The organism is Maribacter sp. TH_r10 (assembly GCF_033101095.1).
Taxonomy (GTDB): Bacteria; Bacteroidota; Bacteroidia; order Flavobacteriales; family Flavobacteriaceae; genus Maribacter_A; species Maribacter_A luteus.
Window position 1 is genome coordinate 671,336 of the sequence record NZ_JAWMPY010000001.1, and the last position, 13,385, is coordinate 684,720.

The 13,385-nt window shown below is 39.0% G+C and carries 11 protein-coding genes; 10 read left to right on the forward strand and 1 reads right to left on the reverse strand.

Translation table 11 applies throughout. The features are described 5' to 3' along the window. The first annotated feature begins 1 nt into the window (after position 1). From pyk to R3X28_RS02810, 6 genes are all read left to right on the forward strand, one after another. Entirely contained in the window at positions 2 to 1,444 is a 1,443-nt protein-coding gene (gene pyk / locus R3X28_RS02785) for a pyruvate kinase (protein WP_282053811.1), read from the forward strand. 113 nt (positions 1,445 to 1,557) lie between these two features. After that, positions 1,558 to 2,406 (forward strand): helix-turn-helix domain-containing protein, encoded by an 849-nt coding sequence (locus R3X28_RS02790; protein ID WP_317662237.1) that lies wholly within the window; start codon positions 1,558 to 1,560, stop codon positions 2,404 to 2,406. Positions 2,407 to 2,699: 293 nt separating this feature from the next. Further along, entirely contained in the window at positions 2,700 to 3,248 is a 549-nt protein-coding gene (locus tag R3X28_RS02795; protein ID WP_154363455.1) for a carboxymuconolactone decarboxylase family protein, read from the forward strand. A gap of 33 nt (positions 3,249 to 3,281) precedes the next feature. Continuing rightward, the gene (locus R3X28_RS02800; protein ID WP_317662240.1) at positions 3,282 to 3,671 is read left to right on the forward strand and encodes a plastocyanin/azurin family copper-binding protein; all 390 of its coding nucleotides are present in this window, start codon (positions 3,282 to 3,284) and stop codon (positions 3,669 to 3,671) included. 304 nt (positions 3,672 to 3,975) lie between these two features. Beyond that, positions 3,976 to 4,470 carry an Hsp20/alpha crystallin family protein gene (locus R3X28_RS02805; protein WP_317662242.1) on the forward strand — a complete coding sequence of 165 codons (495 nt, stop codon included), beginning with the start codon at positions 3,976 to 3,978 and terminating at the stop codon, positions 4,468 to 4,470. A 122-nt stretch (positions 4,471 to 4,592) separates the two neighbouring features. Then, a complete protein-coding gene (locus R3X28_RS02810; RefSeq protein ID WP_317662244.1) occupies positions 4,593 to 5,087 on the forward strand; it encodes a hypothetical protein in 495 nt (164 codons plus the stop codon). A 42-nt stretch (positions 5,088 to 5,129) separates the two neighbouring features. Here the strand turns inward: R3X28_RS02810 and dinB are convergent, their stop codons facing one another. Continuing rightward, positions 5,130 to 6,230: a DNA polymerase IV gene (dinB, locus tag R3X28_RS02815; protein ID WP_317662246.1), complete on the reverse strand. Its 1,101-nt coding sequence runs from the start codon at positions 6,228 to 6,230 to the stop codon at positions 5,130 to 5,132. A 33-nt stretch (positions 6,231 to 6,263) separates the two neighbouring features. Between dinB and R3X28_RS02820 the strand changes: the two genes are divergently transcribed. From R3X28_RS02820 to R3X28_RS02835, 4 genes are all read left to right on the forward strand, one after another. Then, a complete protein-coding gene (locus R3X28_RS02820) occupies positions 6,264 to 6,926 on the forward strand; it encodes an NAD(P)H-binding protein (protein ID WP_317663052.1) in 663 nt (220 codons plus the stop codon). Positions 6,927 to 7,029: 103 nt separating this feature from the next. Beyond that, complete coding sequence (locus R3X28_RS02825) at positions 7,030 to 8,799, forward strand: class I mannose-6-phosphate isomerase (RefSeq protein ID WP_317662248.1); 1,770 nt, start codon at positions 7,030 to 7,032, stop codon at positions 8,797 to 8,799. An 11-nt stretch (positions 8,800 to 8,810) separates the two neighbouring features. Then, positions 8,811 to 12,050: a GH92 family glycosyl hydrolase gene (locus R3X28_RS02830; protein WP_317662250.1), complete on the forward strand. Its 3,240-nt coding sequence runs from the start codon at positions 8,811 to 8,813 to the stop codon at positions 12,048 to 12,050. A 7-nt stretch (positions 12,051 to 12,057) separates the two neighbouring features. After that, on the forward strand, positions 12,058 to 13,350 hold the full coding sequence (locus R3X28_RS02835; RefSeq protein WP_317662252.1) for a GH36-type glycosyl hydrolase domain-containing protein: 1,293 nt from the start codon (positions 12,058 to 12,060) through the stop codon (positions 13,348 to 13,350). The last annotated feature ends 35 nt before the right edge of the window (positions 13,351 to 13,385 follow it).

The following is a 13,385-nucleotide window of genomic DNA, read 5'->3' on the forward strand; positions in this document are numbered from 1 at the left end:
GATGCCAAAAATAAAAAAGACGAAAATAGTTGCAACCTTAGGTCCTGCTACCAGTAAAAAGGAAGTAATTGTGGACATGATAAAGGCCGGGGTTGATGTCTTTAGAATTAATTTCTCACATGCAGATTACGAAGATGTTAAGGAGCGTGTAGCGATTATACGTGAGATCAATGCCGAAATGGAAACCAATATCGCCATCCTTGGGGATTTACAAGGCCCTAAACTTAGGGTCGGTGTAATGGCCGAAGAGGTGGTCGTGGCCCCAGGAGACGAGATTACCTTCGTAACGGGTAAACCGTTCGAAGGAAATTCAGAAAGGGTATATATGAACTATGCGGCTTTTCCAAAAGACGTAAACCCGGGCGAACGCATTTTATTGGATGACGGTAAATTAATGTTCGAAGTCATATCTACCAATAAGAAAGATAAAGTAAAGGCCAAGGTAATTCAAGGAGGGCCTTTGAAGTCGAAAAAAGGGGTGAATTTACCCAATACGAATATCTCGTTGCCGGCTCTGACAGAGAAGGATGTCGAAGATGCAATTTTTGCCATTTCTTTAGATGTTGATTGGATTGCCCTTTCCTTTGTAAGGCATAGCCAGGATATTATAGACCTTCAGAACATTATCAAAGAGCACGGGAAACATAAAATTCCCATTATTGCTAAAATAGAAAAACCTGAAGCGGTCGAAAATATAGATAAGATAGTTTCGTATTGCGATGGTCTAATGGTGGCCCGTGGTGATTTAGGTGTTGAGGTCCCTGCGCATGAAGTGCCATTAATTCAGAAAAAACTGGTATTAAGGGCTAAAAAAGCTAGGATTCCCGTAATAATCGCTACCCAGATGATGGAGACGATGATTACCAGTCTAACACCAACAAGGGCAGAGGTCAATGATGTGGCGAATTCCGTTATGGATGGTGCCGATGCCGTAATGCTTTCAGGAGAAACTTCAGTAGGTAATTATCCAGTAGAGGTTATCGAGAAAATGGCAAGTATCTTGTCAAGTGTTGAGAACTCGGAATTGATCATTGTTCCTCAAGAGCCACCACACATAAGAACAAATAGATATATAACCAAGTCGGTATGTTACCATGCCGCTATCATGGCAAACGAAATCAAGGCCAAAGCCATATCTACCTTGACCAATAGTGGTTATACCGCTTTCCAGATTTCCGCATGGAGACCCAGTTCGTATATTTTGGTGTTTACATCCAACAGAAGGATCTTGACCCAATTGAATCTACTTTGGGGTGTAAAGGCATTCTATTATGATAAATATGTTTCAACCGATGAAACCATAGAAGATGTAAACGTAATAGCATGTAAAAAAGGATTTTTGGAACAAGGCGATATGCTTATTAGCTTGGCAGCCATGCCGATCAAGGACAAGGGTATGGTAAACACCTTAAGGGTAACCGAGATAAAGACATGTAATATTTAACATTTACACTACCTAACTATATAAACCCGAACACCATGTTGTTCGGGTTTTTTCTTTTAGTAAGTTTTCAAAATAGAGTAAGACTAATATTTTGAGGCATAATAAAATTAAGTATGAAATTTGAATATCATGACCCTAAGCTGGGGTCTGTTTTTGGTCTTACGGATGATGTAAAGAAAGATCATAGAAGTTTTTCAATAACTTCGGGAACCATTAATTTCCTATGGAACAGGAATACCGATAATTTAGAATTTCTTATTGATGGTATCCCTGTGGTTTTAAAACCTAATCAATTGACTACAACGACTTATTTACAACACATTTCATATGAGCATACCGAATTGCCATTGACTTCTTTTTTATTCAATCGAGAGTTTTATTGTATATCTGATCACGATGCCGAGGTTTCCTGTAATGGAATATTGTTCTTTGGCACACAAGACCTGCCGATTATTACCATACCTAAACAGCAAGAGCGTAAGTTTGATATGCTCTATGAGATTTTTGAAGATGAATTCTCTACATCGGATAAAATTCAGGGTGATATGCTTCAAATGTTACTGAAACGATTGATAATAATGTCAACAAGACTGGCCAAGGAGCAACTCATTATCAAAAAGTTGGATAATGATCAAATAGATATGATCCGTAAGTTCAATGTTTTGGTAGATGAACACTATAAAACAAAAAGAAAAGTCAGTGAATACGCTGAGTTGCTTTTTAAGAGTCCTAAAACACTATCCAATCTTTTTGCCATTTACAATCAGAAGTCCCCACAACAAATTATATTGGACCGCGTAGCGTTGGAAGCTAAAAGACTGATCAATTTTACAGATAAGCAAAATCAGGAAATTGCTTATGAGTTGGGTTTTAACGATCCAGCACATTTTAGTCGGTTTTTTAAAAAGGCAACTTCATTCTCTCCTTCCCAATATCGGGAAACCCATAATATTCTTCACTAAGGGAAATTTTTACAAGCCATCGGGAAATACGTAATAACAAAAAGCCTGATACCTGTCACATCTTTGCATTGTAATTATAAAACAAAGCGAGATGAAAATAAATACGACATCGATTTTCAACCTTATCGAGATTTTCGGTAAAACTAGAAGAACCGAGACACAAACACTAGATTCAAAAATGCATTGTGAGCAAAAATATCATCATGATTTTTATTGCTACGCGGATGAACCTATCAGATCTTTTTAATCAGTATTAACCGGGATACTACAATCCCACTAACAACAACACGAACATGAGAGATTTTAATGTACCTAAAAGGGAAGAAGTAAGTACTTCTAACCAAGCAATATTCGATAATCTGAAGAAAGCAGTTGGTTTTGTACCCAATCTATATGCAACTTATGCCCATTCAGAAAATGCACTGGCCAATTATTTGGCCTTATCAAATGCCAAAACATCTTTAAGCGCAAAAGAAAAGGAAGTTGTGAATTTGGCCGTGAGTCAGGTAAATGACTGTTCCTATTGTTTGGCGGCCCATACGGCAATTGGTAAAATGAACGGTTTTACCGATAATCAAATTTTGGAATTGCGATCAGGAAAAGCAAGTTTCGATACCAAGTTGAATGCTTTGGCAAGATTGGCCAAGAACATTACGGAAAATCGAGGAGCAACCGATGAAGCCGTCATTGCGGATTTTTTCAGTGCAGGTTGGAGCAAGGAAAATCTAGTGGATACGATTGTTTTGGTCGGCGATAAAACAATATCGAACTACTTACATAAAACAACAGATGTACCAGTGGATTTCCCAGCTGCCCAAACATTGGAAACTATAGAAGCATAATTAAGTAGTAACAAGGAATTATATTTTAAAAAGATGAAAAAGATAATAGCAGTAATAGTATTGGCAGTTGGAATGGTATTCTCGGCAAATGCCCAAGATAAAATGCAGAAGAATGCACTTAACACGATTTCCCTAGAGCAAACCCCGGGAGAATTCACTCAAAAACAAATCACGGTTACAGAAGGAACATATGTTTTTGAAATTGCGAATAATAATGTGGGTCACGACGTCGGATTTGTCCTGGTTGAAAAAGGGAAGGACATTAGTAAACCGGAAAACCATATTAAAACGGCATATGTGACACAGGCTGTGGCAACGGGTAAGGTCCAATCATCAAAACCTACTAAATTGGAAAAGGGAGAGTATGTTTATTTCTGTCCTTTAAACCCAACCGCAACTGATAATACCTTAACAGTGAAATAGTATCAACAATCTCTAAAAGCCCCGATATTGGTTATTATCGGGGTTTTTTAGTTTTAGACTTTTCTAATGGTATATGCTAAATGGCATATTACTTCGGTGCATGTAATTTGTAATAGTGAAAGAGTGTCATTTTCCGATGTCATTTTGACATTTTTTTTAATACTTCTTTAATAGTTTAAGAAGGTCTTTCTTAAATAGTTTTAAAACTTTTTCCTTTAGGGAATAGATTATAGGTTTCGGCATTTTATTTGTAGTTATCCGATTGATTTTTAAATGATTGTCTAACTTAAAAATTTTTGTCGTTATGAGTAATTTAGTAACAGCAGGAAACGGAAGTTTGGCAAAAACCAATAACAATAGCCTAACTTTCCCAGCATGGTCCTCATGGATTGATGAAATGTTCAATCGTGACCTTCCATCCATTTTCACACCCAATTTCAATACGGGTATCACACTGCCCAAAGTGAACATTAGGGAAACCAAGGATGCTTATTATGTTGATATGGCCGTTCCGGGAATGAAGAAGACCGACTTCCATATTGATCTGGATAATAAAGTGTTGTCCATTTCGAACGATGTCTTAGAAAAAAATAAAGAAGAAAGCGGTAAAAACGAGGAGGAAGGAAATTATACTCGCAGGGAATTCGGGTATTCTTCTTTCAAACGTTCTTTTTCATTACCTGAAACCATTAAGGAAGAGAATATTAAAGCGTCATACTCCGATGGTATTTTGAGCATTCATCTCCCCAAAAAAGAGGAATCTATTCAGAAACCACCAAGAAGTATAAAGATTTCGTGACATTGATTATGGGAGGTCGTTAAAAAGGGCCTCCCATAATTAATTTGCTTAAAAGCTCTTTAAAACGGAATCATAGTCCTTGGAATACGAAACAATAGTAGTAATCATAAAATTATCGTATCATGAAAAAGTATGTTGTATTGGCTATTTCTGCTCTTTTAACCATAAGTTGCAATAGCCAGGAAAAGAAAAGTAAGGATGATACCCATGAAGGAACTAAGGCTCAAATTACCGAAGAACCTAAGGGTAGTTGGAAGGTCAACAGGGAATTTGATGAAGAGGGTAACTTAATTCGTTATGATTCAATTTATTCTTGGTCTTCCGGTACGGATCTTAATGAACTGGCAGCTATGGATCGGGATAGCATATTAAAATCAATGCAATCCAGGTTTTATCGAAATTTCTCCCATTTTGACCATAAGGATTTCCCCAATTTATTCGAAGACGATTCATTGTTCGCTAAACGGTTTTTTAACGATGATTTCTTCGATAGCGATTTTGGTCATGATTTTATGGATATTGACAAAGTGCGTGAGCGAATGGAAAATATGCAACGCAATTTTTTAGAACGTTATGGAGCCGATTTCTCTAGTAAAGAAGAAAAGGATGAAGAATAGTTACTGTAAAATCTCAGGGCATTTTCTTTTAGGTCAGTGCTTTTAAAATTCAAATTGCAATTGCAATGAAACCGAGTCTTTTTTAGCTTCGGTTTTCTTTTTATCGGTATTAAGATTATGAAGGGAAATGCCCAAAAGACGTACCGAGTTTTCCATCTTCTCTTGGTATAGTAGTTCTTTTGCCGTATCCAATATCAAGGATTTATCAGTTACGAAATAGGGTAGTGTTTTACTACGCGTCTGCAATGTGAAGTCGCTATACTTGATCTTTAGGGTAATGGTCTTACCTGCTATTTTGGATTTTTTCAATCGTTTTTCAAGTTCTGTCGCAATATGTTCCAAACGCTCCAGCATAAAGACCTCACTGCTCAGATTTTCACTGAAAGTACGCTCAGCCCCAACCGACTTGGGTATGCGATGGGGTTTAACGGGACTGTTGTGTATGCCTCGGACGACATTAAAATAATGGCCGCCACCTTTACCAAAATTCTTTTCAAGAAATTCAAGGGATTTTTCTTTTAGGTCCTTCCCGGTAAAAATACCCAAGCGGTACATTTTTTCTGCGGTAACCTTACCAACACCATAGAATTTCCTTATTTCCAGATCTTCCAAAAATTGCAAAACCTCTTCTGGGTTTACGGTTTTCTGACCGTTGGGTTTATTAAAATCACTTGCTACTTTGGCTATGAATTTATTTATCGATATTCCGGCAGATGCCCTTAAACCAATTTCATCGAAAATCCGCTTCCTGATTTCACGGGCGATCAGGGTAGCTGAAGGATTACCTTTTTTATTGGTTGTGACGTCTAAATAAGCTTCATCCAAGGAAAGGGGTTCTACCAAATCGGTATATTCGAAAAAGATACTGCGTATGCGTTGTGATATTTCTTTATAACGGGCAAAACGTGGTTTTACAAAGGTTAGGTGTGGACAGTTCTTTTTGGCCAAATAACCGCTCATGGCACTCCGGACTCCATACTTTCGAGCCTCATAATTGGCGGCGGACACAACTCCCCTAATTTCATTTCCGCCCACCGCAAGAGGTTTGCCGATTAATTCCGGATTATCCAATTCTTCTACCGATGCATAGAAAGCGTCCATATCAACATGTATGATCTTTCGTAAAGGGAAATCCGTTTTCATGTTGTAAATTTATAATAACTTTTAACCAATTCAATAGCGGTGAAAACAGCAATAATCTTAGGGGCAACAGGACTGACGGGAGGTAGATTGTTAGAACTCTTGTTGAATGATTCCAGATATTCCAGAATAAAGCTATTCTCGAGAAGTTCTGTGGGTATTTCAGATCCAAAACTCGAAGAGTTTCTGGGTGATATGTTCAGCTTGGAAGACTTTAAGGAAAATTTTAAGGGTGATGAGGTTTTCTGTTGTATTGGAACAACAAAATCAAAAACCCCAAATAAGGATTTTTATAAGAAGATTGACTTAGGGATTCCCAAAAATGCGGCCTTACTTGCGAAAGAGAACGGAATAAAAACATTCATTGTCATGTCGGCTTTGGGGGCCAATGCCAATAGTTCTATTTTTTATAATAGGATAAAAGGACAAATGGAGGAGGCCGTATTAAAGGCTCAAATACCTAGAACGTATATTCTGCAACCCTCATTGATAGGTGGTAAACGAAAGGAAAAAAGAATTGGGGAATGGATCTTTAAACAATTGATGCGGGTGGCCAATTTCGTTATGGCCGGATCTTTGAAGAAGTATAGGTCAATTTACCCCGAAACCATTGCAAAAGCCATGATTTGGTTGGCAAATAATGATTTTGAGGTAAATAGGATACCATCCGATGTTATCCAGGATTTAGGTCAACGATAGTAAATATGTTTAGATAAGGAACTTTTGTTATTATAATTTAATATGTATAGACATATGTACATATAATTTTATTATCTTCGTTTGCTACTATTGAAAACTAATAATGAAAAGAAAGACATCTCAATTTTTGATTCCAGTTGAAAAAGAAAGCCACCAAGATTCGTCCTATGATATTTATCCTTCATTTCCTGTTGAAAATGGGGCTATCAAAAAAGGGTACTCCACCTTGGCAGATGAATTGGCCAATTCCGAAATAGTAATTTTAGATGGTTATGTTGGTATTGACTGGGATGAGGTAATTACCTCAATGCGTGCGGAATTTGATAGAAAAGGACTAAAAACATCTTTTCAGGACATAAATGCTTTTTTGAAGTCGGAAGATGATATTTCTTCCTTGATAACCCCGTTTTTAGGTGGCGATGACCCGATTTTTGGTTATAAAGCTTCGATTCAAATCAGGGATTATTTCGTTGAAGAAAAATTGGGCCATAACAAATTAGACCCAGATGCAAATATCAACATAATCTATGGCACAGGGGCAAGTACACTTCGCGTAGACGGAAGGCTGGTTTATTTTGACTTGCCTAAAAACGAACTTCAATTTCGTATGAGGGCCAATGCCTTAACTAATTTAGGTTTTAATTCGCCAAAGGCCCATAAACAAATGTATAAGCATTTTTACTTTGTAGATTGGCCTGTGCTCAACAGAGAAAAAAAGAGACTACTACCAAATATTTCAATAATAGTAGATCAACAAAGGCCGGGAAATCCAGTTTGGATGGCTGGTGAAGATTTAAGGAAGGCCTTTACCAGCATGTCTAAATTCTATTTCAGGGTGAGGCCATGGTTTGAACCTGGAGTTTGGGGAGGGCAATGGATGAAAGAAAGGTTTAAGGAATTGAATCCGGATGTGCCCAATTACGCTTGGTCATTTGAGATGATCGTACCGGAGAACGGTTTGTTGTTTGAAAGTGATGGGGCCTTATTGGAAGTCTCTTTCGACATGTTGATGTTTCAAGAAAGTGAAAACGTTTTAGGGAAGGCAGCAAATAGGTTTGGTGATGAATTTCCGATTCGGTTCGATTTCTTGGATACTTTTCAAGGGGGGAACCTATCGGTGCAATGTCATCCGAAACCGGAGTATATCAAAAAAGAGTTTGGTGAGAATTTTACACAGGACGAAACATATTACATTCTGGATGCCGGTGAAGATGCCGAAGTGTATTTGGGTTTCCAAGAGGGTATTGACCCTAAAGGTTTTAAAAGGGCCTTGGAACATAGTTATACATCGAAGGAGGAATTGGATGTTGAAAAATACGTACAGAAATTCCCAGCCCAAAAACATGATCTTTTTTTAATTCCCCATGGTACCATTCATTGTTCAGGTACTAATAACATGGTATTGGAAATCAGTGCAACACCATACATATTTACTTTTAAGATGTATGACTGGCAACGTATGGATCTAGAGGGCAACCCTAGGCCTATGAATATTGAAAGAGCTTTTGAAAACCTCAATTTTGAAAGACAGGGGAAAAAGGTGCCCGAAACCCTCATAGCCCAACCAAAAATCGAAGCATCAGGGGATGATTGGGAGAAAATCCACCTAAAGACCCACAAAAATCATTTTTATGACATCTATAGATATGAATTCGATAGTAAGGTCGATATAGGAACGAACGATCAGTGCCATGTGTTGATGTTGGTCGAGGGAGAGTCCATTGAACTGGAGGTCGAGGGCAGCAAAACCCAAACCTTCCAATTTGCGGAAACTTTTGCGGTTCCTGCATCTGCCGAAAATTATTCCTTGGTGAATAAAGGGAAGACCAGGGCCAAGGTTATTGTATCTTTTGTAAAGGACGAAGCATGTTAAAACTAAAAAAAATGAATTGTTTAAAGTTTCGATTTTTAATTATCGTTCTGGTATGGTTTACCACTTCGCAGGCACAAGATTCAACGGTTTGGGAAATAGGGAAATCGGATGATAGTAGCTCGGAATTTGCCTTGGCAAATTCTGGGTATACGAAGTTTTTGGAACATGATTTTGGATGGGAAGACCGGTTTTATTTAGTCGGTTTTTCCGATGAGAAAAAAGACTTTCCTTTTGTGTTGCCAGGTGCGATGGATTATTGGGGAGGTACTTCGGGATTAGCGGGGATACGTCCACATGAAATAAATATCCTGTTTGGAATTAGCGAAAAACCAAGCAAGGGTTCTTGGAGATTGGTAGTTGATGTTTTGGATTGTAACCCGGAAACACCACCCTTATTCAAAGTAAGTGTTAATGATGAATCATGGAAATTCAAGCTTGATAAAGGACAGAATGCTGAAGCCTTAAAAGGGGTTAATGAGGATACCAAGGAACAAAAATTGAGTATCCCTATTCCGGAAGAATTGATAAAACATGGTGGTAATAGAATACAATTGACGACTTTGGAAGGCAGTTGGTTGGTTTTTGACCAAGTTCGTTTGGAAGGGCCTGAAAATGTGAAGTTGATAAAGCCCAAAAACGCATTCTTGAGAAATGTTACAGCTGCGGAATACGAATTGAAGATCGATAACAAAGAAGTCCAGCCTTTGTTATTGGATGTTCAGCATCTTTCAGGAAATCCATTGCTTCAGGTAGAGTTGGATGGTAAGGTTATATTCAAAGAAACCGTAGAGCATGGTCGAAGCATTTATGAAGCACCCATGATGGCCGTGAAAACATCAAAAACAAGTAGTTACATGGTTTTATTGGATGGTAAACCAATAGAAAAAGGAACTGTGGAAAGGTTGCCTAAAAAACAAAATCAATTAGTTGATTATGTTGATACCAAAATAGGAACAGGACATTCTAGATGGATGATCGCCCCTGGACCATGGATGCCATTCGGGATGGTTAAAATAAGTCCGGATAACCAGAAAAGTGGGTGGCAAGCAGGGTATCAGCCTTCATTTGAAAGTGTGGGCACATTTAGCCATATCCACGAATGGACTATGGCCGGTTTAGGAACTTTTCCAACCAATGGCCCTTTGGTTACCGAGGTCGGGAACCCCGGAGAACCCGATTCCGGTTATCGTTCACGTGTTGACAAAAATACAGAGCAGGCACCGTTGGGGTACTATTCCGTGTTATTAAGTGATTATAAGATCAAGGCGGAACTCACGGCTACTACGCGTGCTAGTTTTCAGCGGTACACCTATCCAAAGGATAAGCCCAACTCCAGGATACTTGTTGATTTACAAACACCTTCAGAATACAATTATAAGATTGAAGAAGCTTATATTAAAAAAGTAAGCGATTATAAGATTGTTGGTTATAGTAAGCAAATATCCCCTTCGGTTTGGGGAGAAGGTTATTATAGGAAACAGTTTGTCGAAGATGGTGATCAACCCAAGAAATGGGATGATATAGCACAAGAGTATACCGTACATTTTGTGATGGAGTTTGATGCCCCAATCAAGGATTTTGGTGTTTGGGTAGATGGCGATAAAGAAGGAAAGGATGATGCCGCCATTACGAATACTGCGGAATTTAAGGTTGAAAATCCAGAAGATGTAGTTGCCTTTGTTGAATTTGATACCAAGGATAATCAAGTGGTACAGACAAGAACCGCTATCTCCTATGTAAGTATAGACAACGCTGCCCTCAATTTAGAGGAGGAAATAACAAAACCTTTTGGTTGGAGTTTTGAAAAAGTTCGGGAGAATCAAGAAAATGCATGGAACGATTTATTCGAAAGGGTCCTGATCACATCGAATGACCGATTGGAAAAAACAAGGTTTTATTCAAATATGTACCGTGCTTTGGTAAGTAGGAACATATTCAGTGATGTTGATGGTAGTTGGGTCGATGCCGAGGAGCAGGTTCAAAAAATTGAAGACCCTAACGGAGTGGCTTTAGGGTGTGATGCCTTTTGGAATACATTTTGGAACCTTAATCAATTTTGGAATTTGGCAACTCCTGATTGGTCTTCGAAATGGGTGAATTCCCAATTAGGAATGTATGATGCGAATGGCTGGTTGGCCAAAGGACCTGCTGGGATGGAATATATTCCGGTCATGGTGGCAGAACATGAGATACCACTTATCGTCGGGGCCTATCAAATGGGCGTTGGCAATATCGATGCGGAAAAGGCCTTTGAGGCTGTATATAAAATGCAGACCACTTTAGGTCAAAAGGTGGGAAATGGTTTTGCAGGGAATAGGGACTTGGAACCCTACCTAAAATACCATTATGTGCCCTATAACAAAGGGCGTTTCTCAAATACCTTGGAATACTCTTTTGATGATTTTTCGGTGTCCCAATTGGCAAAGGCATTAGGTAAGGATAAGGAATATGGCGAATTCATACAAAGAGGGTACTGGTGGAAAAATGCCATTAACCCGGATGGGGGCTTTGCCCATTTACGGCATTCCGATGGTTCTTGGTTCCCCGATTTCGACCCTATTAAAACGGCAGGGAATTTTCAGTATGTTGAAGGTAATGCATGGCAATTAACATTTTTTGTTCCACAAGATGTGCCTGCACTTGCTGCTATTGTTGGTGAGGAGGAATTCGCAAAACGCTTGGATGATGGGTTTAATATCAGTAGTCCGTGGCGGTACAATGCGCCGAATGAGTTGTATTGGGATTTTCCGGTTACGCAAGGAAATCAACAATCCATGCATTTTTCATTCTTGTTCAATTGGGTTAAAAAACCTTGGTTAACGCAGAAGTGGAGTAGGGATATTATTGATAGGTATTATGGTTTTGGTATATCCAACGCCTATTTGGGCGATGAGGATCAAGGGCAAATGAGCGCATGGTTCATGATGGCATCCTTAGGGCTTTTTCAAACAGATGGTGGGGTTCGTGTAGATCCCATCTATGAAATAGGAAGTCCTATTTTTGAAAAGGTGGAAATAGATCTAGGTGGGCGATACGGAAGGGGTAAAACTTTTGTTATTGAGGCAAAAAACACATCCTTCAATAATAAATACGTACAAAGTGCAACGTTGAACGGAAAAAGATTAAAGAACTTTTGGTTCCCTTCAAAGGAGCTGTTGAAAGGAGGGAAACTAGAATTGGAAATGGGTCCCGAACCTAATAAAAAATGGGGTGTATCAAGCCTTCCACCATCAACGTTGAACGATAAATAATTAAAAAATGAGAATACTGATCACTATTGTATTGGGTTTGGTCTTGCTAGGTTGCAAAGACCGTAATGAAAACAAGGAACTCGCCAAAAAAGTACTTTCCAACCAACAATTCGATGCCGTCAAAAAGCGGGCCTTGGCGGTTATCGAAACCGGATTTAATGCTGGTGATGGTTATCGCGAGGTTTGGATTAGGGACTATAATACGTTTATTGAACTTTCAGCGGAAGTATTTCCGCCAGAAGAATTAAAGGAAAACCTTTTGGTGTTTTTTAGAATGCAGGGCGATGATGGCAACATTATCGATGGGTTTACACCTGCCGAGGCCATTACCAAAGAAGAAACCGATTTCAGCTACTTCGAATTAGAGCCCCGTTATGCTGGCCATAAGAACACTGTAGAGACCGATCAGGAAACTTCTTTGATCCAAGCCGTATACAAATATGTAAAGACGACAGGGGATAGCTCCATTCTAGACGTGGAAATAGGGGATAAAACAGTTGCTGAACGTATGGAGTGGGCGGTACAGTTTTTAATGGACAAGCGGTTCTCTAAGGAATACGGACTTATTTGGGGGGCAACCACTGCCGATTGGGGCGATGTGCAACCAGAGCATGGCTGGGGTGTTGATATTGATGGGAATACACATAGGGCCATTGATATCTATGACAATGCCATGTTGATCATTGCCTTGGACAATATGTTGGAAATAATACCAGAAATCAAAGACCAATGGTTGCCTATCAGGAGACGATTGGCAAAAAATGCCAAAAACCATCTGTGGGATAGTAAGGCCCAAAAATTCATACCCCATATTTATTTAGATGGCTCCCCATTTCCTGAGGATTTTAATGAGAACGAAATCTACTATTTTGGGGGTACTGCTGTGGCAATTGAGGCGGGGTTACTTTCAAAGGAGGAAGTTAAAATATCTATCGATGAAATGGTTTCCAGGGTAAAAAAAGCAGGTGCTGGATCGATCGGTCTAACATTATATCCCCCATATCCTGCAGGATATTTTGAGAACCAAATCATGAATCCGGAATACAACTACCAAAACGGTGGCGATTGGACCTGGTTCGGGGCAAGAATGATTCAGCAATTGGTGAAATATGGTTTTGTCGAGGATGCTTATGAACAATTATTGCCGATGACCGATAGGGTTATAAAGAACAATGGCTTTTATGAATGGTACACTGTTGATAATAAACCGGAAGGTTCAGGTACTTTTCGTGGTTCTGCTGGTGTACTTTACAAAGCAATTCTTAACTTTGAAGAATGGGCGAATTCCCATAACGAATAGGTGAGGATGATTAACGAAGGAATATGGACAGTATT